At 30.2% G+C, this 25,786-nt stretch carries 23 protein-coding genes; 14 read left to right on the plus strand and 9 right to left on the minus strand.

Annotated elements, in window-relative coordinates; translation table 11 throughout:
* The 3 genes from arsC to prfB all read right to left on the minus strand — a co-directional run.
* The coding region (gene arsC, locus RG22_RS16675) for an arsenate reductase (glutaredoxin) (RefSeq protein ID WP_156113437.1) at positions 1-338 on the minus strand (338 nt) is incomplete at its 3' end.
* Positions 338-955 (minus strand): HAD family hydrolase, encoded by a 618-nt coding sequence (locus RG22_RS16680; RefSeq protein WP_034045383.1) that lies wholly within the window; start codon positions 953-955, stop codon positions 338-340. The genes arsC and RG22_RS16680, both read right to left, overlap by 1 nt.
* Positions 952-2,062 (minus strand): peptide chain release factor 2 gene (gene prfB, locus RG22_RS16685; protein WP_156113415.1). Its coding sequence is split into 2 segments (ribosomal slippage): positions 952-1,998 and positions 2,000-2,062, totalling 1,110 coding nucleotides; the frame shifts between segments, so codons are not numbered across the junction. Before prfB ends, RG22_RS16680 begins: the two co-directional genes overlap by 4 nt.
* Positions 2,063-2,329: 267 nt before the next feature.
* Between prfB and RG22_RS16690 the strand changes: the two genes are divergently transcribed.
* From RG22_RS16690 to RG22_RS16700, 3 genes are read left to right on the plus strand one after another with little or no spacing between them, the layout of a single operon-like run.
* Positions 2,330-3,346 (plus strand): glycosyltransferase family 2 protein, encoded by a 1,017-nt coding sequence (locus RG22_RS16690; protein ID WP_034045387.1) that lies wholly within the window; start codon positions 2,330-2,332, stop codon positions 3,344-3,346.
* Between the two features lie 24 nt (positions 3,347-3,370).
* Entirely contained in the window at positions 3,371-4,339 is a 969-nt protein-coding gene (locus tag RG22_RS16695; protein ID WP_034045389.1) for an ATP-grasp domain-containing protein, read from the plus strand.
* A complete protein-coding gene (locus RG22_RS16700; RefSeq protein WP_034045392.1) occupies positions 4,329-4,997 on the plus strand; it encodes an HAD family hydrolase in 669 nt (222 codons plus the stop codon). Before RG22_RS16695 ends, RG22_RS16700 begins: the two co-directional genes overlap by 11 nt.
* 6 nt (positions 4,998-5,003) lie before the next feature.
* Here RG22_RS16700 and RG22_RS17430 read toward each other — a convergent pair whose 3' ends face one another.
* Entirely contained in the window at positions 5,004-6,041 is a 1,038-nt protein-coding gene (locus tag RG22_RS17430) for a glycosyltransferase family 2 protein (RefSeq protein ID WP_052143805.1), read from the minus strand.
* Between the two features lie 150 nt (positions 6,042-6,191).
* On the opposite strand from RG22_RS17430, the gene RG22_RS16710 reads away from it, so the two are divergent.
* Both RG22_RS16710 and RG22_RS16715 read left to right on the plus strand, forming a co-directional pair.
* Positions 6,192-6,899 (plus strand): hypothetical protein, encoded by a 708-nt coding sequence (locus tag RG22_RS16710; protein WP_034045393.1) that lies wholly within the window; start codon positions 6,192-6,194, stop codon positions 6,897-6,899.
* Between the two features lie 38 nt (positions 6,900-6,937).
* A complete protein-coding gene (locus tag RG22_RS16715; RefSeq protein WP_034045395.1) occupies positions 6,938-7,654 on the plus strand; it encodes a hypothetical protein in 717 nt (238 codons plus the stop codon).
* Positions 7,655-7,687: 33 nt separating this feature from the next.
* Here RG22_RS16715 and RG22_RS16720 read toward each other — a convergent pair whose 3' ends face one another.
* The gene (locus RG22_RS16720) at positions 7,688-8,377 is read right to left on the minus strand and encodes a hypothetical protein (RefSeq protein ID WP_052143806.1); all 690 of its coding nucleotides are present in this window, start codon (positions 8,375-8,377) and stop codon (positions 7,688-7,690) included.
* A 194-nt stretch (positions 8,378-8,571) separates the two neighbouring features.
* On the opposite strand from RG22_RS16720, the gene RG22_RS16725 reads away from it, so the two are divergent.
* Entirely contained in the window at positions 8,572-9,588 is a 1,017-nt protein-coding gene (locus tag RG22_RS16725) for a glycosyltransferase (RefSeq protein ID WP_034045397.1), read from the plus strand.
* Positions 9,589-9,797: 209 nt separating this feature from the next.
* Positions 9,798-10,814, plus strand: a complete 1,017-nt coding sequence (locus RG22_RS16730; RefSeq protein WP_034045400.1) for a threonine aldolase family protein — start codon at positions 9,798-9,800, stop codon at positions 10,812-10,814.
* 18 nt (positions 10,815-10,832) lie between these two features.
* Here the strand turns inward: RG22_RS16730 and RG22_RS16735 are convergent, their stop codons facing one another.
* Positions 10,833-11,156: a YbaB/EbfC family nucleoid-associated protein gene (locus RG22_RS16735; RefSeq protein WP_034045403.1), complete on the minus strand. Its 324-nt coding sequence runs from the start codon at positions 11,154-11,156 to the stop codon at positions 10,833-10,835.
* 85 nt (positions 11,157-11,241) lie between these two features.
* Between RG22_RS16735 and RG22_RS16740 the strand changes: the two genes are divergently transcribed.
* The 3 genes from RG22_RS16740 (at position 11,242) to capB (ending at position 16,048) form a co-directional block, all read left to right on the plus strand.
* Positions 11,242-13,302, plus strand: a complete 2,061-nt coding sequence (locus tag RG22_RS16740) for a S9 family peptidase (RefSeq protein WP_156113417.1) — start codon at positions 11,242-11,244, stop codon at positions 13,300-13,302.
* A 79-nt stretch (positions 13,303-13,381) separates the two neighbouring features.
* Positions 13,382-14,422, plus strand: coding sequence for a cysteate synthase (capA, locus tag RG22_RS16745; RefSeq protein WP_034045406.1), 1,041 nt, complete (start codon positions 13,382-13,384; stop codon positions 14,420-14,422).
* 366 nt (positions 14,423-14,788) lie between these two features.
* The gene (gene capB, locus RG22_RS16750) at positions 14,789-16,048 is read left to right on the plus strand and encodes a cysteate-C-fatty acyltransferase (protein ID WP_034045409.1); all 1,260 of its coding nucleotides are present in this window, start codon (positions 14,789-14,791) and stop codon (positions 16,046-16,048) included.
* 52 nt (positions 16,049-16,100) lie between these two features.
* Here the strand turns inward: capB and RG22_RS16755 are convergent, their stop codons facing one another.
* Together RG22_RS16755 and RG22_RS16760 are read right to left on the minus strand one after the other, a co-directional pair.
* Positions 16,101-17,222 carry a GNAT family N-acetyltransferase gene (locus tag RG22_RS16755; RefSeq protein ID WP_034045411.1) on the minus strand — a complete coding sequence of 374 codons (1,122 nt, stop codon included), beginning with the start codon at positions 17,220-17,222 and terminating at the stop codon, positions 16,101-16,103.
* 24 nt (positions 17,223-17,246) lie between these two features.
* Positions 17,247-18,257: a transporter gene (locus tag RG22_RS16760; RefSeq protein ID WP_034045413.1), complete on the minus strand. Its 1,011-nt coding sequence runs from the start codon at positions 18,255-18,257 to the stop codon at positions 17,247-17,249.
* A 170-nt stretch (positions 18,258-18,427) separates the two neighbouring features.
* Between RG22_RS16760 and RG22_RS16765 the strand changes: the two genes are divergently transcribed.
* The 4 genes from RG22_RS16765 (at position 18,428) to RG22_RS16780 (ending at position 23,992) form a co-directional block, all read left to right on the plus strand.
* Positions 18,428-18,682, plus strand: coding sequence for a DUF4834 family protein (locus RG22_RS16765; RefSeq protein WP_034045415.1), 255 nt, complete (start codon positions 18,428-18,430; stop codon positions 18,680-18,682).
* 114 nt (positions 18,683-18,796) lie between these two features.
* A complete protein-coding gene (locus tag RG22_RS16770) occupies positions 18,797-21,250 on the plus strand; it encodes a YfhO family protein (protein ID WP_034045416.1) in 2,454 nt (817 codons plus the stop codon).
* Positions 21,216-22,520 carry a glycosyltransferase gene (locus tag RG22_RS16775; protein ID WP_034045417.1) on the plus strand — a complete coding sequence of 435 codons (1,305 nt, stop codon included), beginning with the start codon at positions 21,216-21,218 and terminating at the stop codon, positions 22,518-22,520. The genes RG22_RS16770 and RG22_RS16775 overlap by 35 nt, the downstream gene beginning before the upstream one ends.
* Entirely contained in the window at positions 22,520-23,992 is a 1,473-nt protein-coding gene (locus RG22_RS16780; RefSeq protein WP_034045421.1) for an MATE family efflux transporter, read from the plus strand. The genes RG22_RS16775 and RG22_RS16780 overlap by 1 nt, the downstream gene beginning before the upstream one ends.
* 224 nt (positions 23,993-24,216) lie before the next feature.
* Here the strand turns inward: RG22_RS16780 and RG22_RS16785 are convergent, their stop codons facing one another.
* Entirely contained in the window at positions 24,217-25,410 is a 1,194-nt protein-coding gene (locus tag RG22_RS16785) for a hypothetical protein (protein ID WP_034045424.1), read from the minus strand.
* Between the last annotated feature and the right edge of the window lie 376 nt (positions 25,411-25,786).

Raw genomic sequence — 25,786 nt, forward strand, 5'->3', positions numbered from 1 at the left:
ATAATATCTAATATTAATTCTGGAGGCCTTCCAATTACAGCCTTATCCCCGTTTATTACAATGGGGCGTTCAATAAGTTTCGGGTTTTCTACCATGGCTTGAATAATTTCGGCATCCGTTAATGTTTTTCCTTTAAAGTTTTCTTTCCAAATGGTTTCGTTTTTTCTAACTAAATCTATTGGATTTATTTTTAATAAGGCCATTATTTCTTTTAACGCTTTCGCGGAAAGGGTATCATCTAAATATTTAATAATTTCGAATTCTTTACCTGAATTTTCCAGTATTTCTAATCCGCAACGCGATTTACTACAGCGATTGTTATGGTATATTTTTATCATTATAATTTGATATTATAAGTTTTTAATTGTTGAATAAGTTGTTCTGCAGATTTAAAATGAATGCCATTAATACCCAAATTATTAGCAGCTTCAATATTCCGTAAATTATCATCTATAAAAATAGAATGTTCTGCTTTTATATTGAATCTATTTAGAGTTAAATGATAAATCTCGTCAAAAGGTTTTCTAGTTTTTTCTTCGCCTGAAACTATAATACCTTCAAACCAATGTAGAAAATCAAACTTTTTTAAAGCAATAGGAAAAGTTTCTGCACTCCAATTTGTAAGTGCTACAACTTTATAATTGTTAGATTTTATGAGCTTATCGAGAATCTCCACCGTTTCAGAAATAGCATCACCCAGCATATCTTCCCAACGCCCGTAAAACATTTTAATTTCGCTTTCCCATTCAGGAAAAAGCGCAATTCGTTCTTCTGTAGCTTTAGCCATTGGATAGCCTGCATCTTGATTTTCGTTCCAATCGTTAGTACAAATATTATCGAAAAACCATTGCATTTTTTCGCGATTACTATTAAACACGTCTAAATAAACATATTCTGGATTCCAATCGATTAATACACCGCCTAAATCAAAAATTATAGTATTTATTGTTTTCATAAAGTTGAAGTATCTTCTTCTTTTTGTCCCATCATCATTAAATACGCTTTTAAAAAGGCGTTGATATCGCCATCCATAACCGCATCTACATTTCCAGTTTCATGGGCTGTTCGTACATCTTTTACTAATTTATACGGATGCATCACATAATTTCGAATTTGACTTCCCCATTCAATTTTCATTTTACCTGCTTCAATATCATCACGCTGCGCTAATTGTTTTTGCAATTCAATTTCATATAGCTGAGATTTAAGCATTTGCATTGCACGAGAGCGATTATCGTGCTGTGAGCGTGTTTCTGAACATGATATTTGAATACCTGTTGGTTTGTGTGTTAGCTGTACTTTGGTTTCTACTTTATTTACGTTTTGTCCGCCAGCACCACTAGAACGTGCGGTTGTAATATCTAAATCTGCTGGGTTGATGTCAATTTCAATAGTATCATCAACAAGCGGATACACGTAAACCGATGCAAAACTGGTGTGGCGTTTCGCATTACTGTCAAAAGGAGAGATACGTACCAATCTGTGCACGCCATTTTCGCCTTTAAGCCAACCAAAAGCAAAGTCGCCTTCAATTTCTAAAGTTACCGTTTTTATGCCAGCAACATCACCTTCCTGAAAGTTGAGTTCTTTAACTTTAAACCCGCTTTTTTCGGCATACATTAAATACATACGCATAAGCATACTTGCCCAATCGCAACTTTCTGTTCCGCCAGCACCAGCAGTAATTTGCAATACAGCACTTAAGCTATCACCTTCTTCAGAAAGCATGTTTTTAAACTCAATATCTTCTAATAGAGTGGATGCTTTATCAAACCGTGTTTGAACTTCTTCTGCGGTAGCTTCATCTTCTTTGTAAAATTCATAAAGTACTTCTAAGTCTTCAACAAGTGTTTTGGCAGTATTATAGTCTTCTATCCACTTTTTCTTTACTCGAAGCGATTTCATAATCACTTCAGCAGCTTTTGAATCGTTCCAAAAATTGGGATCGAAAGTTTGTTCTTCTTCGTTTTGTATTTCTATAAGTTTTGCATCAACGTCAAAGATAGTGCCTTAGTTTGTCAAGGCGGGTATTTAGGTTTTTAATTTGATCGGAAGTAATCATTTGTTAATTTATTTTGAACAAAAATAGAATTAATAAATCTATATTAAAACACAAACTTTCGTTAATGGGAAAATTCTACATTTTAACGGATATTTTTATAGACCTACTATTTTATAAATTATATTTGGTTGCTATTAACTTATTAGACCAGCCAATAATTTATTAAAGCTTTCATTTTTGTTTTTCAAAATTCGAATACGTAAAAGTTTATATTACTTTATTAAATAAATGTATTTGCATACTTGGTCTTAATATAAAAACTATCTATTGAGGTTAAGTATTATAATTCCTGTATACAATGTTGAACAATATATTTCTGGTTGTATTCAAAGTCTTTTAAATCAAGGCTTAAGTGCAACCGATTACGAAATTATTGTTGTTAATGATGGCTCTGAGGATAATAGTATTCAAGTGGTTAAGCAGTTTCAGCTTAAAAACACGAACATTTTTGTTTATAACAAGGAAAATGGAGGCGTGGGAAGCGCCAGAAACTTTGGTTTAAACGTAGCCAAAGGAGCCTATGTTTATTTTATTGATCCAGACGATTATTTAGCAAACAACACTTTAAAACCTATATTAGACTGTGCAGAGACTAATGATTTACAGGTATTAACCTTTATATCAAAAGGCACTGAAAAAATAGATTTATATGAGTCTGCTACAGGAGTTAATGTAGATTATAACATTTCTAAAATAAAAGGAACAAAGTACATTGCTTGTAACGGCTACAAAAATGAGGTATGGTGGTATCTAGCAAAAAAGGAGTTTTTAAATACTATTGGTTTAAAATTTATAGAAGGGCGTTGGATGGAAGATGCCATTTTTACAGCCAATTTACTTATAAGAGCAGAAAAGGTTGGGTATTTACCGATTGATGCTCATAGGCATGTTAAAGTAGTTGGGTCTGCAATGACGAGCAAAGAACCCAGTCATTATTTAAAAGTTATTTATGATAATGCAAATGCAGCATTACTGTTTAAGCTACTTATAGATGGAATAAAAAAGAATAAAGAAAATGAAGCTTGTATTGAACGTTTAAAAGCACGTCAACAATCATTTGTTTTTTTTCTAATGATTAGAATATTAAAATCGACTATTAAATTAAAGGAGGTTAAAAAAATAATAACTAGTATGCAAGAAATTAGAGCATATCCATTAAATTCATTTTTAGGAAAAGATTACAATGGTTTTATTTACACATTGCTAGTTAAATTATTTAATATAAAAAGTATATATTATGTCTTATTTATAGCATTCAATCCCATATTAAGGTTAAAAAAGTAGAATTAAATTGATTATAGAATTTATATGAACAATGTTTTAATAACGTCTGGAGGTAGAAGAGTTTCATTGGTTAAAGCTTTTATGAAAGAATTAAAAGCCATTTTTCCATCAGCAAAAGTGTGTGTGGCTGATTTTAACCCAAATCTTTCTCCAGCGGCACAAATTGCTGATAAATCAATAAAAATATGTAGAGTTGATGATGCAGATTATTCAGATTATTTGTTAAAAGTATGCATTGAGAATAATGTAAAACTTGTTATACCAACAATAGATACTGAATTATTAATTTTATCACAAAACAAAGAAAAGTTTTTAAAAAACAATATAACTATAGTAATATCAAACGAAAATTTGATAGAAGCATGTATAGATAAAATAAAAACACATACTTTATTTAAAAAATTAAATGTTAGTGTTGCCAAAACATATTCTAAGAGTAATTATAAGCTTCCAATATTTATTAAACCATTAAATGGTAGTGGCAGTAATGATAATTTTATTGTAAAAAGTGAATCACAAATTTCTGAATATCAATTTAAAAATGATTCACTAAAGTTTTTTGAATATTTTGATGCCAAATTATATGACGAGTACACCTGTGATTTATATTATGATAGAAACAGCAATTTAAAATGTGTTATACCGCGTAGACGTATTGAAACTCGCGCTGGAGAGGTAAGTAAAGGTGTTACTAAAAAAAACAAACTAAAAACTTTTATAGACGAAAATTTTTCGTTTTTAGAAGATGCAATAGGATGTATTACTGCGCAATTCTTTCTACATAAAAAAAACAACGAAATAAAAGGAATAGAAATTAATCCAAGATTTGGAGGTGGTTTTCCTCTATCATATTTAGCAGGCGGAAACTACCCAAAATGGATTATTCAAGAATATATTTTGCATGAGGAATTAGTTTACTTTGATGGTTGGGAAGAGAATCTATTAATGCTACGATATGATGATGAAATTTTAATAAAAAATCATGAAGATTAATACAGTAGTTGTATTTGATTTAGACGATACACTCTACAATGAAATAGATTTTTTAAAATCTGCTTACACCGAAATTTCATTAAAAATAGGTAAAGTGGTTTCTGTTGAATCATCAGTTATTTATAATCAAATGCTTGCATGTTTTTATGATAAAGAGAATGCGTTTGAAGCTATAATTAAAATACATAATTTGTCTATTAGTATTAACGAATTGCTTGATATTTATAGAAATCATAATCCAAAATTAGAATTATCAAAAGATAGAGTAGAAGTATTAAATGAATTAAAAAGAAGAGGTATTGTAATTGGACTTATTACAGATGGGAGAAGCAAACAACAAAGGAGTAAAATAGACGCTTTAAAACTAAACAATTGGGTTTCAGAAGTGTTAATTTCAGAAGAATTTGGTAGCGAAAAACCTAATGTTAATAATTATAAGCACTTTGAAAATTTATTTGAGAATGCAAATTATTATTATATTGGCGATAATGTTAAAAAAGATTTTATAACGCCAAACAAACTAGGTTGGACAACTATATGTTTAAAGGATAGTGGTCAAAACATTCATAAGCAAAACTCTTCGCTTTTAGGTAAAGAATATTTAGCTAAATATACAGTTAGTAGCTTTAAAAATATTTTAGATTTAATTTTTTACTAAAATATTTTAAGGCGTACTTATAACACCTCTTCTTTCAAGAAACCTTAAGGGGTATAATAATAGATATAATAGATATTTATGGTTAAATATATACATTGCTAATCTAATTTTAGGATGGCTGAACTCTTCATTTAATAAATTTATATCCATGGGGTATGCATTAACAAGTTTTAATTTATTTATTACTTTATTAATGTCTTTAATTGTATAATTTGAAGAGACTATTTTAAAAAACATGTACATAGTATTAGCACTAGATCTATATTTTATGTTTTCTATAAATTTTGCGCTGTAAATCTCAGGTAAACTACTAATTTTATTAATCATTTGGTTTAAGTTAAGAATTAACTCAACGTAAGACTTAACTAGTTTATTTAGGTGCTTTTGGTTTTTACTTCTCATAGTTGAAGATGGACTTGTTATGTATCTATGAGCTTCTAAAGGAATATGAGCAAATCGTTTAGCATTTAAAAGAACATTTATAGTAAAAATGGCATCTTCTAAAAACACACCTTCTTCAAATAGAACTCCAATTTCTAATAAATATTCTCTTTTAGTAATATACCACCAAGGCTCTAAACGATGGTGTCTGTTTTCTGTAATATAGTCTATTCCATTGGTTATACTTATTTCAGAATTAAACGCTTTATTATTTAATTCAAAAAGATTGTAATTTTCAGTAATAATGGTGTTAAAACCAATTAAGTCTAAATCATATTTTTCAAGATAATTTAGCAACAAACTTAAAGAGTTGTCCGCAATGTAATCATCTACATCTAAAAAATATATATATTCTCCTTTTGCTAATTTTAAGCCATAATTTCTAGCAACACCTTGACCTTGATTTGGTTGTTTATAAAAGACAATATTTTTAGTAGATGCCTTTAAGTGTTCTATTATTTTTGCAGTGTCGTCTTTTGAACCATCATCAATTAGTATAACTTCATATTCTGAAACTTTTAGGTTTTGATTTGCTAAATTTATTAAACATCTTTCAATATGTTCTTGGGCATTATAGCAAGGTATTATAACACTTAACTTCATTAAATTATATTTAAAAAACTAAAATAGCAATATTAATTTTTGCAATGTTAATTTTTAGATTAAAAACATATTTTTAAATTAAAATATTGATTTTAATTAAGTGAATTTTTTAAAATTGGCTATATTGCTTTAAAATAAAAAACGTATATATTGTTAAGTTATATTTTTAAAACCGGCTCTCCTACATTACCTAAGAATTTAAAAATAATTATTTTTTGTTTCCCTATATTATTAGTTTGTTTTCAAGCATTTTTATTTGCGTATCCTCCAGCAAGAGATTTTGGTATATGGTTAGTTTTAGAAAATAATCCAATAGAGTTATTAACATTTATCGTATTCTTATTTGGTGGCATCTATGGCATTCGTTTGTCGTTTAAATTATCTAAATTTGAAAAAAGATACATCGTTTTATTTTATTCTTTTTTTTCTGTTTTCTTGGTATTAATAGCCATGGAAGAAATTTCTTGGGGGCAGTCTTTTTTTCATTTTGAGACTCCAGAGAAATGGAAAGCCATGAATTATCAAGGCGAAACCACTTTACATAATTTGAATTTTATGCAATCCAATAGAGATAACCTTTTATTGTTTTTTGGATTATCTGGATTTGTAGGGATCATTTTAAGAAATCATTCCAAATTCCAGAAAATTGGAGTTCCAATAATCTTATTGTCTTGGTTTTTAATGATAGTGTTTCTTGCATTCCTAGATGTTTTGGTGGATTTTGTAAAAATTAATAAACAGTTATCAAATGGTATTGAAAGATTTGCTGAAATCACAGAATTGCTTATTGCAGGAAGTTCGTTTTTGTATTTATGGTTAAAGCAAATTCAGTTAAAAAAACTTAGCGTGGTTGATTAAGTTATTTATATACTAAAACTATAACCTTTGTAATTAAAATGATAGATAAGTTTAATTTATTACTTTCAAGTAGCGATTATAAAATATCAAGAAAGCTAGCAACGATTTTGCTTTTTTTGCCAATTGTATTGACTTTTATAATGGCTTTACTTATAGTGCTACCAAGTTTTAGAAGTCTGTATTTTTGGTTGTTAGAGGAAAATAACCCCGTTGAGTTATTAACTTTTTTATTATTTTTTGTTGGAGGATGCTATGGAGTGTACTCTTCACTTAATATTTTCAAATCTGTAAAAAAGTACGTTTTTGGTTTTTATATTTTTTTCTCAATTTGCTTAATTATTCTAGCAATGGAAGAGGTTGCATGGGGGCAGTGGTTTTTCTTCTTTGAAACTCCTGAAGAATGGAAAAAAATAAATTATCAAGGGGAGACAACGCTTCATAATATTGGAGCACTACAATTTTATAATGATAATCTTCGACTCATCTTTGGAATATCAGGATTAATAGGAATATTTCTAAGAAGATTTTCCAGCTTCAGAGCTATCGGTGTACCAACTATTTTAATATTATGGTTCATTATAATTACTTTCCAATCTGTACTTGATGTGATTGTTGATTTGGCACAAATTAATAATAAGTACGGTTATATTGTAGAAAAATCTTCAGAGTTTATTGAAATGTTAATTGCAGGAAGTGCTTTTTTGTATTTATGGTTAAATTACCGATTATTAAAAATAACCACTACAACGCTGTAACTTTGGCATTAAATACAAGGTATTAAAAAGAGCTTAATTTAATTTGATGTGTAACGTGTTTTGGTCTGTTTTAATATGGCAAAGTAGCGCATAAATAAATAGATTAATACCAAACATTTCCATAAATTCTTCACAGCTAGCTAATAAATAGTATTCAGTATTTAATTGCCCAGTGGTAAAGTGTATGTTTGATTCAATTAACTCGAAACCAATGGCTCCAGCTACAAAAATAGTTCCAGATAAAATAAACATGTAGCGAATCCTTTTCTCTAAGCCCATTAAAAACCTAGCATATATTATAAAAACTAATACAGCACCCAAAAAATATGGAATTACCCAAGCAAACCAAAATATTCCTGTAGTATTTAAACGGTTTTGAACTACCCAACTTAATTTCTCGTGTATTTGTAATATTTCATCTATTGCTAAAAAAGCAAAAATTAAAGATAACCCTAGCCACATATAAGATTTAAGCTTATTGGTTTTACTATTAGTAAAAATAAAAAATAATAATAGGGCAGATGTAAATAATACAACAAACGAATAAAGTGTAGGTATACTAGCTTCTTCATTAAAGTTAAAATACACAGATAGTTTACTAATTATTCCACTAAACCCTAAGTAAATTCTTAATAAAATGTCAAGTAAATTAAATACCAATAGCAGAGAAATAAATAGGGTTAACTTTTTAAAGAAATCTTTCAGGTTAATATTTAGAGCCATATAAATTATAGTTAAAATTTAGTGTTTTGAAGCTAATAGCGAATAAACTTAAAATAAACATTTACTATAACACTAATTTTTAGACCAAATTCTTTTATTTTCGTTGGGGATGTCATTTTATATATGTTGTCTAAAAATTATATAGAACACTTTTATTTTTATTGTTTAGTAATTACCTAATTTATGTTTGAGTTATGAAGTTGAGTATTTTAATTCCAATGTATAATGCAGAAGCTTATATTGAAAGGTGTCTTAATAGTTTGATTATGCAGAATATTGATAAAAAAGAATATGAAATCGTAATAATTAATGATGGCTCTACAGATAAAAGTTTAGAGAAAGTAATCAATTTTTCTAAAAAGCATAATAATGTTTTTGTCCATTCTTATAAAAATCAAGGAGTCATTGCAACAAGAAACAAACTATTAAAATTAGCTAAAGGAGATTATATTTATTTTGTTGATGCTGATGACTATGTTTCTCATAATTCATTAGATGTTATCCTTAATGCTGCATTAAAAAATAAGCTAGATATAATGGGGTTTGGTGCACTAGTCACTTTTGATAATTTAGTATCTGATTCAAAATATGCATCTTTTGATTGTGGCTCTATTAAAATAACAGATGGGGCTCAATTTTTAAAAGAGGACATCAATTTACGTGTAGAAATTTGGTGGTATTTAGTTAGAAAAGAATTTATAGATGACTTAAAATTATCCTTCAAGGATAAAGGATATGACGATGATCTAGGTTTTACTCTAGCTTTATTTATAAGTGCGAAGCGTGTAGGTTATTGTAAATCAAATATTTATAGGTATTTTCAGTCTTCAGAATCCACAATGAGAAGTAGTGACTTAAAGCACAAAAAAAGAATCGCTAACTATTTTTTAGCATTAATTACAGACTTTACTAATATAATTAATGAATTAGATACTAAATCAATTAAACATAAAGAAGTTATTAAAAACAATTTTAAATATAGGAGAGATACATTTACTTTTTTTACCATAATTAAAATGATTAAAGCTCAATTTACTTTAAATGTTTTTAAGAATAAAATAAATTCGTTACAAGCAATAGGAGCATACCCAATAACAGATTTTGCGAAAGAAAACAAGGATTTTAAATTTAAAATATTAGCTAATATTTTTAATAATAAAAAAGTTTTGTTTGCTACAATTAGTTTATATAAATTTTTAGTTAAAAACTAGTAAAGAAAAAAGTAAGCTTTTATTAATAAGTGTATTTATGAATTTGGATTATTTGGATAAGATTATTAATTTTTTTTACTGAAACTACTTTTTATAAAATATTTACATATTTAACAAAAATTCAATTTATATAATGATAATACTGAAAATTCAAAATTATAAAATTTCTAATCTCAGTATTACAGATAGATTACTTAAGCATTGATGAAATGAATATAGACCTAAGAAGCGATACTATTACTAAACCGTCAAAAGGCATGTTAGATGCAATGATGCAAGCTCAAGTTGGCGACGATGTATTTAGAGAAGACCCAACCATGAATGAATTAGAAGTGCGTGTAGCAACTATGTTTGGAAAAGAACAAGCCTTGTTTTTTCCAAGTGGCACTATGGCAAATCAAACGGCTTTAAAATTACATACAAACCCAGGAGATCAAGTAATATGTGATAAATATGCACATATTTATAATTATGAATCTGGTGGTGCATCATTTAATAGCGGCGTGTCTTGTAAATTGCTTGATGGAAATCAGGGCATGTTTAAAGCTGCGCAAGTGTTAGAAGCTATAAATCCTGATGCCTATTATTACAGTAAAACAAGTTTAGTAGAAATTGAAAACACAACCAATAAAGGTGGTGGCGCATGTTGGGATTTTTCAGAAATTAAAAAAATAAGAAAAGTTTGTGATGATAATAATCTCGGACTTCATTTAGATGGTGCACGTTTATGGAATGCTTTAGTAGCTAGTAATGAAACGGCTAAGCAATACGGAGAAATGTTTGACACCATTTCGGTGTGTTTAAGTAAAGGTTTGGGGTGTCCAATAGGTTCTTTATTAATTGGAGATGAAGCGATTATGAAAAACGCAATTAGAATTCGTAAAATATTTGGTGGTAATATGCGTCAAGTAGGTTATTTAGCTGCAGCCGGATTGTATGCCTTAGATAACAATATTGAAAGACTAGCTGAAGACCATAAAAAAGCAAAAGAAATAGGAGTAGAGTTGCGCAAATTATCAATGGTTAAAATAGTTGAACCTATTGAGACTAATATTGTAATTTTCGAATTAAATAAAGGTGAAAACGAAAATAATTTTGTACAAAAACTAGCCGATAAAAACATCAAAATTATAGGTATGGGCGGAGGCAAATTACGTATGGTAACTCATTTGGATTATACTGATACTATGCATCAAAAATTAATAGCTGTCTTACGGAGTTTTTAATTTTCGCTAGTATCCAATCTACTTAAACATATCCATCCCAGGAATATTAGGCATACCTTCTTTAGCAACGGCAGCTAATTCTGCTTCGTTTACATTTGTTGCTTTTTCAATAGCTTTATTTAAAGTTAAAACAAGGTAATCTTCAAGTTGTTCTTTATCTTCAAGCAATTCGTCTGCAATTTCAATAGATTTTATAGTTCGGTTTGCAGTTAATGTTATGTTTAACAATCCGTCGCTACTTTTTTCATCAATAAAAACCGTGTCTAAACGTTTTTTAGTGGCTTCAACTTTTTGCTGGGTTTCTTTGAGTTTACCCATCATATTCATCATATCTCCAAACATAATTTTATAATTTTCGTTTTACAATACAAAACTATTTAATTTTTCTATTTTTGAAGCCTTAATTTAAGAATAAATATTGCTTCATTTGAAACATACAATTCACCCACCAATAGCTAAAAAAATATCAAAGGAATTAAAAATTCATAACGATAAAAGAATCGATAATTATTATTGGTTGAATGATAAAGAAAACCCAGAAGTAATCGAATATTTGAATGCTGAAAATGCCTATACAAAGCATGTTATGCAGCATACTGAAGGGTTTCAAAAGGATTTGTTTGAAGAAATGAAAGGGCGCATTAAAGAAGATGACACTAGCGTACCTTATAAGCTAAACGGTTACTGGTATATAACCCGTTTTGAAAAAGGAAATGATTACCCCATTTATTCAAGAAAAAAGGAAAGTTTAAAAGCAGCCGAAGAAATTTTGTTTGATTGTAACAAAATGGCTAAAGATTTCGCTTACTTTAATTTAGGAAGCATTGCAATTAGTCCAGATAATAAACTAGCTGCTTTTTCAATCGATACGGTAAGTAGGCGACAATACACTATTCAAATTAAAAATTTAGAAACAGGTGAAATTTACTCCGATAAAATATTAAATACCACCGGAAGTGTTACTTGGGCAAACGATAATAAAACCTTGTTTTATGCTATGAAAGATGAGGTTACATTACGTTCTTACAAGATATTTAAGCACAAACTACATACTGATACTAAAGAAGATGTTGAGGTATATCATGAAACCGATGAAACCTTTAACACTTTTGTTTACAAATCAAAATCTAGAAAATATATTATTATTGGTTCTTCGAGTACTTTGAGTTCAGAATATCGAATTTTAAATGTCAACACACCTAATGGTGAGTTTAAAATATTTCAAAAAAGACAGCAAGATTTAGAGTATAGTATTGCGCATTATAAAGATTCTTTTTATATCATTTCTAATGGTGATAAAGCTACTAATTTCAAATTATCAAAAACTAAAGAAACATCACTAGAAAAAGAAAATTGGGTAGATGTTATATCACATAGAAAAGATGTTCTATTAGAAGATATTGAGATTTTTAAAGATTATTTAGTTGTGAACGAACGCGAAAACGGATTGAATAGACTTCGGGTAATAAAATGGGATAAAACTGAAGATTACTATTTACCGTTTAATTCTGAAACTTATACTGCTTTTATTGGTAATAATCCCGATTTTAATAGTTGTATTTTGCGCTACGGTTATAGTTCTTTAACATCTCCTAATGCCGTTATTGATTATAATTTACAAACTAAGCAAAGCGAAATAAAAAAAGAACAAGCTATTTTAGGGGGTAATTTTAATAAAACTAACTACCAGTCTAAGCGTATTTGGGCAACTGCCAGCGATGGTGTAAAGATTCCTATATCCTTAGTTTATAAGAAAGGTATATCGTTAAATGGAAAAAAACCATTGTTGCAGTATGCCTATGGTTCATATGGCTCTACTATCGATCCGTCTTTTTCAACCATAAGGTTAAGTTTGTTGGATAGAGGTTTTGTTTATGCTATTGCTCATATTCGGGGTGGTGAATATTTAGGGCGACATTGGTATGAAAACGGAAAGCTTTTAACCAAAAAGAACACGTTTACTGATTTTATTGACTGCTCTAAATATTTAATCGAACAAAAATACACATCACCACAGCATTTATACGCTTACGGCGGATCAGCTGGAGGTTTATTAATGGGAGCAATTATTAACATGAATCCTGAGTTATACAACGGAATTTTGGCTGCAGTTCCTTTTGTAGATGTAGTAACTACAATGCTTGATGACACTATTCCTTTAACAACTGGAGAATATGATGAATGGGGGAATCCTAATGAGAAAGGGTATTATGATTATATGAAATCCTATTCTCCATACGATAACGTTAAAGCTAAGCCCTGTCCAAATATGCTAGTTACAGCAGGTTTGCACGATTCTCAAGTACAGTATTGGGAACCAGCAAAATGGGTTGCGAAATTACGAGAATTAAAAACTGACAATAATAAATTATTGCTACATACCGATATGGATTCTGGTCATGGAGGCGCATCTGGGCGTTTTGAAAGTTTAAAAGAAGTCGCTCTAGAATATGCTTTTATATTAGACCTTGAAGGAATTAGTGCATAATAAAAAATTTACTTATTTTTGCCAAGTTTTAAGTTACAATTATTTTTAGTAATATTACAGTAGCTTATAAAAAGCATTTATGAAACACAACAATCAGGTTTTTGATAATGTATTAGACTTAGTAGGCAACACTCCGCTTATTAGACTTAATAAAATAGCTTCAAAATTTAAAGGTAACTTTTTTGCAAAAGTAGAATCCTTTAATCCAGGACATTCTTCAAAAGATAGAATCGCTTTACACATTATAGAAGAAGCAGAAAGAAAAGGTATTCTTAACCCAGGAGACACTATTATAGAAACCACATCTGGCAACACGGGTTTTAGTATTGCAATGGTTAGTATAATAAAAGGATACGATTGTGTTTTGGCAGTAAGTTCTAAATCTTCGGCAGATAAGATAGACATGCTTAAAACCATGGGAGCAAAGGTTTACGTTTGTCCTGCACACGTTAGTGCAGACGATTCGAGGTCTTACTATCAAGTAGCAAAGCGTTTACATGAAGAAATTAATGGTTCAGTTTATATTAATCAATATTTTAATGAGTTAAATATTGATGCACATTACCAATCAACGGGTCCTGAAATTTGGAATCAAACAGAAGGTGAAATCACGCACTTAGTAGCTTGTAGTGGTACAGGAGGAACTATTTCTGGAACTGCAAAATATTTAAAAGAGCAAAACCCTAATATTAAAGTTATTGGCGTTGATGCTTTTGGATCTGTTATAAAAAAATACCACGAAACAAGAGAGTTTGACGAAAAAGAAATTTATCCTTATAGAATTGAAGGTTTAGGCAAGAATTTAATACCAACCGCAACAGATTTTGATACTATAGATGAATTTGTTAAAGTAACAGATGAAGAAAGTGCACATACTGCAAGATTAATAGCGAAAACAGAAGGTTTATTTGTAGGTTATACCTCTGGAGCAGCGATGCAAGCTGTAAATCAATTAGCAGAACAAGGTGAGTTTAAAGAAACGGATAATGTTGTTATTATATTCCCAGACCACGGATCGCGTTATATGAGTAAAATATATAGTGATAAATGGATGAATGAACAAGGCTTTTTTGATAGTATTAATAAAGCTGCTTCTGAAACCATACAGTACATAAAATAGTACGATTAAAATATATATGAAAGAGCTTTATTTTAAAATAAAGCTCTTTTTTTGTTTTACACCATTTCTTGTTTAAAATTTTTGAAAATAAAAATGATTGTTTTTGTTTTAAATAATAATAAAAAAAAATGAAGCATAGTCATAGTTACGGTTTCTTTTTTATTGAATAAGAAAGAGAAAAAGAGCATTTTATTATGATTATTTTGAATGAGAAATGGTATTGCAAATAATTGAACCCTAAAAATTATGTACAAACAATATAAATATTTAATTTTGCAACATCTAACTAAAGAGTTAAGAATGGTCATTATATACTTTTAAAGTGAAGAAATGGTTGTTTTTTGATAGCAAAAAGATTTATAATAAATGAAAGATTTATTCGAAAAAATTTATAAAGATAAAGGTCCATTAGGTAAATGGGCTTCTCAAGCTGAAGGTTATTTTGTGTTTCCAAAATTAGAAGGAGAGATTTCTAACCGCATGAAGTTTCAGGGAAAAGATGTTATTACTTGGAGCATTAATGACTATTTAGGTTTAGCTAATCATCCAGAAGTTCGTAAAGTAGATGCTCAAGCAGCTGCTGATTATGGTTCTGCTTACCCTATGGGAGCCAGAATGATGTCTGGTCATACAGATTTACACGAAAAACTTCAAAATGAATTAGCTTCTTTTGTTAGTAAAGAAGCAGCTTATCTTTTAAATTTTGGTTATCAAGGTATGGTGTCTACCATAGATGCTTTAGTTTCTAAAGATGACATTATAGTTTATGATGTTGATGCACATGCCTGTATTATTGATGGCGTACGTTTGCATCATGGTAAACGTTTTACATATAAGCACAATGATATTGAGAGTTTAGAAAAAAACTTAGAACGCGCTACTAAAATGGCTGAACAAACAGGAGGCGGTATTTTAGTTATTTCTGAGGGTGTGTTTGGTATGCGAGGAGAACAAGGTCGTTTAAAAGAAATAGTAGAATTAAAAAAGAAATTTAATTTCAGGCTTTTTGTTGACGATGCACATGGTTTTGGTACCTTAGGAGCTACTGGTGCTGGTGCAGGAGAAGAGCAAGGTGTTCAAGATGATATTGACGTGTATTTTGCAACGTTTGCTAAATCTATGGCAAGTACAGGTGCTTTTGTTGCTGCAGATCAAGAAATTATAGATTATTTAAAATATAATCTTCGTTCTCAAATGTTTGCTAAATCTCTACAAATGCAACTTGTTGTTGGAGCATTAAAGCGTTTAGATATGTTGCGTACAATGCCAGAATTAAAACAAAATCTTTGGACTATTGTTGATGCCTTACAATCTGGATTAAAAAAACGTGGTTTCGATATTGGCACAACACAAAGTTGTGTTACTCCTGTGTATTTAAAAGGCAGTATTCCTGAAGCTATGGCTTTAGTTAGAGACTTAAGAGAAAATTACGGAATATTCTGTTCTATAGTTGTTTACCCTGTAATACCTAAAGGGTTAATTTTACTTAGAATGATTCCTACTGCAACACATACATTAAAAGATGTTGAAGAAACTTTAGATGCTTTTGATGCGATTAGAGACCGATTAGAAAACGGAACATATAAGCGCTTATCTGCTGCTGTAATGGCTGCAATGGGTGAATAGTTATAAAAAAAACATTTAACTAAAAAATCCGATTCATGTGAATCGGTTTTTTTTATGTAATATCTTTTCTAAATGTACAGCGCCTTTTGTGAGTAACTGGTTTAAAGTTTTTCCATAGTTTATGGATAGCTTCATTATCATCTAACTCTGGGCCTCTAATACATAACTCTATACCTTTTTCAGAAAAAGTTTTATGAAATTCATTGAAAATAATAGCTGTAATGCCTTTGTTTTGATATTCTGGTAAAACTCCAATCAAATAGAAGGTTACAGTTTTAGCATGCTTTTTAGCGTGTAACAAGTGTCTTATACCAAAAGGAAATAATTTGCCTTTCATTTTTTGTAAAGCTTCAGCATAAGATGGTGTAACAATTCCAAACCCGATAAGCTTATCATCTTTATCTAATACAAACTTTACGTATTCAGGATTTAAAAAACCAATAAATTTCTTTTTAAAATAGGCTTTTTGTTCATCATTTATTTCTACAAAAGAAGAAAGCATAGCATGCGATTTTGAGAAAACCTCAAACATTTCATCAGTATAAGGCATTATATCCTTATTTTTAGTGAAATTTAAAGCTTTTAGGTGGTACCGCCGTTTTATTAAATCTTGAATTTTAGAGAAGTATTCTGGAAGAATATTTTTAAACTCCATTTTATTCTCTGAATATGTTTTAGCGACTGTGTAACCAAGTTTTTTAAAATGTGTTGCATAATATGGGTGATTGTGCCATGTAATCATGCTGCCAATTTGATCAAACCCATGAGTTAATATGCCGACCTTGTCTAAATTAGAAAACCCAACAGGTCCTTCAATAAATTCTAAATTATTGGCTTTACCAATTTCATTAACCTTTTCTAGCAATACTTTAGTAACATCTACATCATCAATAACATCAAACCAACCAAAACGCATTTTTTTTTGGTTTTGATTGGTTACTTCAATCCAATTAATAACACAGGCAATTCTACCAACAATCTCATTGTTTTTGTAAGCTAAAAAAAAACGAGCATCTGCATCGTTAAAAGCAGGATTCACTTTTTTGTCTAATGATCTTATTTCTTCAGAAATAATAGGAGGAACCCAATATTTAGAGTTCTTGTAAAGTTTAAAAGGAAACTTTACAAATGCCTTCAGTCCCTTTTTGGTGGTTACTTCTTTAAGTTTAATCATATGTAAATGATGGATTTTGATTTGTTAGTTATCAAAATCTGTGTCTTTTCGTTTTTGTTTTTTCTTTGAATCTTCAGCATCTTTTTTCTTATTCTTTTCACCTTTATTTCTCCTCGATTTTCTTTCCAATTCTTCTTCTGCTGAATTTCCATTATCAATTTCTTTATCTTTATGAAAATCTAATCTGTACGATGCTCCAAAATTCACACTAAAAACAGATGGTGTGTCTTTTGTGTTGAATGTAAGTGCAGTATCTAGCTGAAAGTCTTTTCCCCATAAATAAGCGCCTCCAAATCTAAAAAGGTTATCTGCATAAAAATCACTTTTTATGCCTTGTGTTTCACCAAATATTACCCATTTTGGATTGAAAGAATGTGTTAGTGTTAAAATATACTGAAAATCGGATTGGTCTGTACCAATTCTATCTTTAATTAAATTAATAACCATAACCCAGCCGCCAGCAAAATTATTTTGTGTGGCTACCATAACTTTTGGGCTAAAACCTTCAATTTCTGGAGCTGTATAAGGATTTTGCTTTGTATCGTAATTTGCTCCTAAATAAACTGATACAGCAGGAATTAACGATTTCCACTTAAAGCGATGGTTTGCTTTCCAACTGTATAGGTTAGGTTTGTCATCTTCAGAATTTTTATAAGGATCATAGACTAAATATTTTGCACCAACGCTTATAAATTTGAAATTTGAACGTGAATCTTCAGCAGCAAAATTTGAGGTATATGCTTTAGTGTCGTTTTGATAAGTACCTTCAATATTTAATTCTAATTCTTCCCAAAGCAAACCGTATCGTGCTGCAAAATCTACTCCAAAGCCAGAAACTTCAAAAGCCGTGGCTGGTGTTCTTTTTTCTTTTATAATGTATGGACCAATTTCAAATTGTGCAACGTTTGTTCCTACAGAAAACGCGCTACGCGAAACACCTGGTCTGTTTGAGTTTATAACATCTGTGTATTGACTATAAACTTGTGTGGTAATCAAGCTAAGTAATAATATTAAGGTAGATTTGATTGGGCTCATAATGAATATTTTAGAGTGTATCTATAATTTATAGTTATGTATTACTTTTACTAAGTATTATTTATACGATGCTCAAATATAGATATTTTATACTTTTTTTATCATTTTTGAACGTTTTTTAAATGTTTAGAATTGTATTTTTGTTTAAATTTTTAAAATAAAAGTCTATAATGGGTTTATTAAGGACTATACTGATAATTGTATTAGTATATTATGGTATAAAAGTGCTTTCAAGGATTTTTGCGCCTTTTTTGATTAAATATGCAGCTAAAAAAGCCGAACAACGTTTTGGTGGGCAATTCCAAGGGAGGCAGCAACAAGAAGCACCAAAGCGAGAGGGTGAAGTAACTATTGATAAAATGCCAAACACTAAAACTTCAAGTAAAGATGTTGGCGATTATGTAGATTACGAAGAAGTTGAATAAACTTCCTTTGTTGTTTCTTTGGAAACAGAAAAGAATAAATTTTGATTGTTTCCTAGTTGAGTATATCTCGAAAATAATAGTTAATTTCACAATCATTGTTTTTAATACATTTTCATGCAATTTTCATTTAAAAAAATACTTCCACATTTACTAGTTTTATTAGGGTTTGTGGTACTTTCTTTAGCGTATTTTAGTCCGGTTTTAAAAGGAAAACAAATTTTGCAAAGTGATATCGTGCAGTATATTGGTATGAGTAAGCAGCAAAAAGATTTTCGCGCAAATACAGGCGAAGAAACTTATTGGACTAACAGTGCGTTTAGTGGTATGCCAACCTATCAATTAGGTGCAAAATATCCACATAACTATATTAAAAAATTGGATTTGGCACTGCGGTTTTTACCACGACCAGCCGATTATCTTTTTCTTTATCTATTAGGTTTTTATATATTATTACTCGTTTTAAAAGTCGATTTTAAACTCGCTGCTATTGGTGCTATTGCTTTTGGGTTTTCAACATATTTAATAATTATTCTGGGTGTCGGTCATAATAGTAAAGCCCATGCTATTGCCTATATGCCACTGGTTTTAAGCGGAATTCTACTCACGTTTCAGCGAAAATATATAGTTGGGTTTCTGCTTACTGTCGTAGCGATGGGTTTAGAAATTGTAGCAAATCATTTTCAAATGACTTACTATTTAATGCTACTGGTTATTGTTTTAGGAATCGTTTATTTAATTGATGCCTATAAGAAGAAGGTATTCCCGCATTATTTTAAGTCGGTCGGTATTTTGTTTGCAGCAGTTTTTCTTTCGATAGCCTTAAATGCGACTGGAATTCTAGCCACAAAAGAATACGTTAAAGAAAGCACACGTGGTAAAAGCGAATTAACCATTAACCCCGATGGCTCGCCAAAAGAGGTGACTTCGGGTTTAGATAGAGATTATATTACCCAATTTAGCTACGGGGTTTTAGAAACGTTTAATCTTTACATTCCGCGTTTTATGGGTGGTGGAAATGGAGAGGATGTTGGTAAGAATTCTGCTACTTTTGAAGCTTTTAGGAGGTTGGGAGCGTCACCAAGTCAAGCTTTGCAGGAATCTAAACGAGCACCAATGTATTGGGGCGACCAACCTATTGTTGAAGCACCAGCTTATATAGGAGCAGTTGTTTTGTTTTTATTTGTTTTCGCTTTGTTTTTAGTAAAAGGTCGTTTAAAATGGTGGCTCGTTGGCGGAACAATATTGTCTTTAATATTGTCTTATGGAAAGAATCAACCATTTGCATTTATAACCGACTTTTTTATTGATTATGTGCCGCTTTACAACAAGTTTAGAGCTGTTAGTTCCATACAGGTTGTTTTAGAGTTGTGTATTCCTGTTTTAGCAATTTTTGGATTGGTAAGATTGTTTAATGATTTTGAAAAGAACGAAGAGAAATTAAAAGCCTTAAAGTTTACAGCGATAATTACTGGAGGTATAGCCATGTTGTTTTTATTATTTAAATCGTCATTTGATTTTTCTGGTGTTAACGATGGGTTTTACAGACAAAATTATGGACAAGCTTTTATTGATGCTATAAAAGAAGACAGAAAAACGATTTTCATCCAAGATACTGTTCGTACACTAATATTGGTACTGCTTTCGGCTGGTATAATTTGGGCTTTTTTAAAAGAAAAGTTGAAAGAAAAATGGGTGATGATTGCTTTTGCGGGTCTTATTCTTTTTGATTTAGTTGGTGTAGATAGACGTTATGTTAATAATGATAATTTTGTATCGGCATTACAAGTTAATCAGCCATTTCAAAAAAATGAAGCTGATAAAGAAATATTAAAAGACACCACGCACTTTAGAGTGTTCGATTTGGTTTCGGGTCCATCTAAACCTTCATATTATCACAATTCCTTAAACGGTTATAATGCAGCAGAATTGAAGCGTTACAGAGAGGTTTTTGATTGGTATATTTCTAAAAATAACATTAATGTGCTTAATATGTTAAATACAAAGTATATTATTATTATTCAAGATGATAATGGAAACTTAGTTCCGTACACCAACGAAGATGCTAATGGTAATGCTTGGTTTGTTGAATCTTTAGAGAAAGTAGATTCAGCAAATGAAGAAATAAAAGGTTTGGATAGTTTGGATAATAAAAATAAAGCGATTTATACTTATGTTAACAAACCTAAACATTTATTAAAAGAAAGCAGAGGCTTTAAATCGTTTGAAGTTGATTCTTTGGCTTCAATCAAATTGATAGATTATCAACCAAATTATTTAAAATACGAATCAAACAATTCAAACGAAGGATTTGCTGTGTTTTCCGAAGTTTACTACAGAAATGGATGGAAAACGCTTATTGATGGAAAACAAAGTAATCATATGCGTGTAAATTATATATTACGGGGTATGGAAATTCCAGCAGGAAAGCATGTTGTTGAGTTTAGATTTGATCCAGATGTTGTTAAAACCGGGAGTAAAATCGCATTGGCAAGTTCCATCTTTTTCGGATTATTGCTTTTGGCTGGTTTGTTTTATGAGTTTAAGAAAAAAAGAAACGAAAGTGCGTAAAAAGGCACTCATTATAACTTATTATTGGCCACCAGCAGGTGGTCCTGGTGTACAACGTTGGTTAAAGTTTGTTAAATATTTGCCGGAATTTAATGTAGAGCCTATTATCTATATTCCGGAAAACCCTAATTATCCTTTAATTGATAAAAGTTTAATATCTGAAGTTTCAGATGATTTAATCGTTATAAAGCAACCTATAAAAGAACCTTATAAATTAGCTAGATTATTTTCTAAAAAGTCATCTAAAACTATCAGTAAAGGTGTTATTACAGAAAAAAGTAAACAGAGTTTTATTGAAAAATTTATGCTTTATATTCGTGGAAACTTTTTTATTCCAGATGCTCGCAAAAATTGGGTAAAACCTTCGGTAGTATTTCTTTCAAAATATATTTCAGAAAATAACATAAATACCATTATTACTACGGGGCCGCCACACAGTTTGCATCTTATTGGGTTGCAATTAAAAGAAAGGTTGGGAGTGAAGTGGGTGGCAGATTTTAGAGACCCTTGGACTACAATTGGATATCACAAACAACTGAAATTAACTAAAAGTACGCAACAAAAACATAAAACACTTGAAAAAGAGGTTTTAAATGCAGCTGATCAAATTATTGTAACTAGTTCTGTCACTAAAAAAGAGTTTGAAGACATTACAAAAAAACCAATAGAGGTTATTACAAATGGATATGATTATGAATCTGTTGGTAAAGTTGAATTGGATACTAAGTTTTCAATAGCGCATATTGGGTCGTTATTATCAAAAAGAAATCCAGAAATTTTATGGCAAGTTTTAGGTGATTTAATTAAAACTAATGAAGATTTTGCTAAAGATTTTCAACTGAATTTTGTTGGTGTTGTTAGTGAAGATGTGCTTTATTCAATTAAAAAATATAAATTAAGTGATTATGTAAATAATGTGGGTTATGTTCCGCATAATAAATCTATTGAGTATCAAAAAAAATCACAAGCATTGTTGTTAATTGAAATAGATTCCGAAGAAACAAAATGCATTATTCCTGGGAAACTATTTGAGTATATGGTTTCAAATAGACCAATTTTAGCATTAGGTTCAAAAGGTTCGGATGTCGAAAAAATCTTAAAAGAAACCAATACTGGAAACTACTTTTATTATGATGATTACGACTCGTTAAAAACAACTATATTAACACATTATAAAGCATATCAAAACAACACATTACAGTCGCATGCCATTGGTTTGCAAAGATATAGTAGAAAATCGTTAACCGCATTTTTATCTAAATTAATATAATGGGTATTGTTGCAACGCAATCATTTAAAAACATAATATCCACGTATTTGGGTTTTTTTATTGGTGCAATAAATACCTTATTTTTATACACAGAATTTTTAAGCGACGAATACTACGGTATGGTGGGGTATATGCTGTCTTTGGCGTATGTTATTATGCCTTTAATGGCTTTTGGAGTACATAATACTTTAGTAAAATTTTACTCATCTTTTAAAACACGTGTGTCGTTAAATAGCTTTTTAACATTGATGCTGTTTTTGCCAATAGCTATTATAATTCCGCTAGTTTTGGTTAATTATATCTGTTATGATGCTATTGGAGACTTTCTAATTGGAGATTTTCAATCTAATAAAAACACCATGATTAAGAATTATTTATGGCATACGGTTATTGTTGCCATTGCTCTTGCTTATTTTGAAGTATTTTTTGCGTGGACAAAAGTACATATGCAAACGGTGTTTGGTAACTTTATGAAAGAAGTATTTCATAGGGTGGGCACTATGATGTTACTGTTTTCTCTGTACTTTGAAGTGATTGATGTTGAACAATTTATGATAGGGTTAGTAGCTGTTTATGTTTTAAGAATGCTAGTGATGAAGTTTTACGCATTCAGTATCAAACTCCCAGTTATCATCTTTAAGAGAGTTACTAATTTAAGTCCTATTTTAAAATATTCGTTTTTAATAATTATAGCTGGCTCAATTGCTACTGTTCTTTTAGATATAGACAAAGTGATGTTGGGACATTATATTCCTATTGAGCAAATTGCGTATTACAATGTGGCTATTTTTATTGCTGCAGTTATTGCGGTGCCACAACGCTCGATGCATCAAATCTTGTTACCATTATCGGCTAAATATTTGAATGAAAGAGATATTGATTCTTTAAAGGATTTATACAAACGAAGCTCGCTAAACTTGTTTATTGTTAGTGGTTTTATCTTTCTGTTGATTGTGCTTAACATTAATCAACTTTACAACATCATTCCAGAAGAATTTAACGGCGGACTTTTTGTAGTTTTTATAATTAGTGTTGCTAAATTATATGATGCCATTTTAGGTAGTAATAACGCTATTTTGTTTAATAGCGATTATTATAGAATGGTGTTGTTTTTTGGAGTAATTCTGGTGATTGTAATGGTTTTTCTAAACATTGTTTTTATACCGCTTTACGGAATAAACGGAGCAGCTTTAGCTACTTTTTTAGCGATTTTTTTATACAACTCTATCAAGTTATATTTTGTTTATAGAAAATTCAAAATGCTGCCTTTTAGTGCGAATACATTAAAAATAGCAGGATGCATAACATTAGGGGTAGTTCTATTTTATTTCTGGGATTTTTCTTTTCATCCCATTATAAATATCATTTTAAAAACGGCGATTATTACAATTTTATACGGACTCGTTATTTATGCCTTTAAGTTTTCAGAAAATATTACGGAGCTTATTGATAGAATTATTAAGCGTAAATAACTATTAAGTTTTCTGTATAAGCAATGTTCTTTTATGTTAGTTGTTCAAAAAGTGGCAATTTATTGTCAGGCTGAGCGCAGTCGAAACCAATAAAATGATATAATTATAAAACCTTTCGACTGCGCTCAAGGTGACAAACGTTAATTTCGTTAAAAAAGAAAACCCCACGAATTTGCTTTGAGGCAAACTTATCGCGGGGCTTTCCAACTAACCAACCAAAATTGTTATGATCTTCTTCTTGAAGTCGATCTTGTGTTTTTATTACTAGAAGCACTTCTACTTTGTGTCGCTCTTGCTTTACTTTGTGTAGACCTCGAAACTGTTCTTTGAGTCGCTCTCGGTTTACTCGTTCTATTTACTGTACGTTGCACAGTTCTAGGCTTGTTTTGAGTACTTCTTGTGGCTACACGCTGTGTATTTCTAGTTTTATTATCTCTTTTAGTATATGTACGAGTATTAGCGTTATTTGGTTTTCTAGTAACCGAAGTATTTCTATTTCTAGTTACTGTTCTCGTATTATTTACATTTGGTCTTGTAGTTCTAGTAACGCTTTCTCTCGTTCTTTTAGTATCATTTTCATGATTAGAAGTATTTCTTCTGTTAATGTTTTCAGAATTTCCTCTAGCGCTTCTATTTACAGTCGAACTATTACGTCTTGTTGTGTTTGCTTGCGCCATATCTCTTCTAGAACTAGTACGTCTGTTTATTTGTGTTTTATTTTTCGTACTTCTGTTAACAGTTGCATAACTTCTGTTTCTGTTAATTTTATGTCCGCGTCTTGTAGCAATAGCAGTTCTTGGTCTGTAATTGTTGTAAAACGGTCTGCTATAAGTATAACGAATTGGGTTATAATATTGTCTGTAAGGTCTGTTGTAAACTACACAGTAATCGTATGTAGGAATACTATAATATCTGTGCCAAGGTCTATAAACATAATGTCTGTTATAAATGTTTATAAATCCAGAAAAGTGTGAGTAACGGTTGTAACGGTTATAATGTACATATAAACCACCTACACGCGATATGTTACCATAACTGTTATAGTTAATATTTACATTACCAACTTGACTTACACGTCCGTAATAATCATAATAAATAGGTGTGTTTTCAATTTGAATAATAGCGCCATATTCATCGTATTGCACATAAGCGTTATAATCGTAACCCGAATTAAAACTGATGTTTACGTTTGGCGAACCAATAGATACACCTAAACGCGAGTTACCTCTTAAAATATTAAAATCGAATTGCCCATCGCGGAACACCGAAAACTCAATACCATCTTCTACAAAAATGAAAGAATTACCATAACCTCTAATAAATGTAGATGTTGTTGTGTTATTTACTTCGGTTGTGGTTGCGGTAGCAGTAAACCCTGTTAGAACTAAACCTGCTAATAAGAATATAAAATTTTTCATAATTGTGTGTTTTAATTGTGTTACTATTAGATAATTACAAACAACGTGCCAAAAAGCGAAAGCATGGTTTAAACTATTGTAAATCAACAAACAATCATTAATAACTTTTTTTAAGTTAGAACAGATAAAGTTGTTTTTATAGGAAAAACCAACTATTTTAGTTTTGCTAAGTCTAAAGCTTACAACTGAGTAATAAAATGCATTGTGGGTAGTAATGCAAATGCTAAATTGAAAATGTGGATGCCGAAGAATTAAAATCTATAATTGAAACAGTAGAAAATGAAGCGCAACATAAATAATAGGATAGGAACCTTAATCCATCAATCCCCACAAAAACATACTAACAAATGTCAAAAAAGTATTTGTACTTAAAAGC

The organism is Wocania ichthyoenteri Th78, assembly GCF_000789235.1.
GTDB classification, from domain to species: Bacteria; Bacteroidota; Bacteroidia; order Flavobacteriales; family Flavobacteriaceae; genus Wocania_A; species Wocania_A ichthyoenteri.

Bases quoted from the DNA above. Each gene is read 5' to 3' on its own strand.
- RG22_RS16680 (WP_034045383.1), bottom strand. From the start codon at position 955: ATGAAAACAATAAATACTATAATTTTTGATTTAGGCGGTGTATTAATC.
- RG22_RS16695 (WP_034045389.1), top strand. From the start codon at position 3,371: ATGAACAATGTTTTAATAACGTCTGGAGGTAGAAGAGTTTCATTGGTT.
- RG22_RS16700 (WP_034045392.1), top strand. From the start codon at position 4,329: ATGAAGATTAATACAGTAGTTGTATTTGATTTAGACGATACACTCTAC.
- RG22_RS17430 (WP_052143805.1), bottom strand. From the start codon at position 6,041: ATGAAGTTAAGTGTTATAATACCTTGCTATAATGCCCAAGAACATATT.
- RG22_RS16715 (WP_034045395.1), top strand. From the start codon at position 6,938: ATGATAGATAAGTTTAATTTATTACTTTCAAGTAGCGATTATAAAATA.
- RG22_RS16720 (WP_052143806.1), bottom strand. From the start codon at position 8,377: ATGGCTCTAAATATTAACCTGAAAGATTTCTTTAAAAAGTTAACCCTA.
- RG22_RS16725 (WP_034045397.1), top strand. From the start codon at position 8,572: ATGAAGTTGAGTATTTTAATTCCAATGTATAATGCAGAAGCTTATATT.
- RG22_RS16730 (WP_034045400.1), top strand. From the start codon at position 9,798: ATGAATATAGACCTAAGAAGCGATACTATTACTAAACCGTCAAAAGGC.
- RG22_RS16735 (WP_034045403.1), bottom strand. From the start codon at position 11,156: ATGTTTGGAGATATGATGAATATGATGGGTAAACTCAAAGAAACCCAG.
- capA (WP_034045406.1), top strand. From the start codon at position 13,382: ATGAAACACAACAATCAGGTTTTTGATAATGTATTAGACTTAGTAGGC.
- capB (WP_034045409.1), top strand. From the start codon at position 14,789: ATGAAAGATTTATTCGAAAAAATTTATAAAGATAAAGGTCCATTAGGT.
- RG22_RS16755 (WP_034045411.1), bottom strand. From the start codon at position 17,222: ATGATTAAACTTAAAGAAGTAACCACCAAAAAGGGACTGAAGGCATTT.
- RG22_RS16760 (WP_034045413.1), bottom strand. From the start codon at position 18,257: ATGAGCCCAATCAAATCTACCTTAATATTATTACTTAGCTTGATTACC.
- RG22_RS16765 (WP_034045415.1), top strand. From the start codon at position 18,428: ATGGGTTTATTAAGGACTATACTGATAATTGTATTAGTATATTATGGT.
- RG22_RS16770 (WP_034045416.1), top strand. From the start codon at position 18,797: ATGCAATTTTCATTTAAAAAAATACTTCCACATTTACTAGTTTTATTA.
- RG22_RS16775 (WP_034045417.1), top strand. From the start codon at position 21,216: ATGAGTTTAAGAAAAAAAGAAACGAAAGTGCGTAAAAAGGCACTCATT.
- RG22_RS16780 (WP_034045421.1), top strand. From the start codon at position 22,520: ATGGGTATTGTTGCAACGCAATCATTTAAAAACATAATATCCACGTAT.
- RG22_RS16785 (WP_034045424.1), bottom strand. From the start codon at position 25,410: ATGAAAAATTTTATATTCTTATTAGCAGGTTTAGTTCTAACAGGGTTT.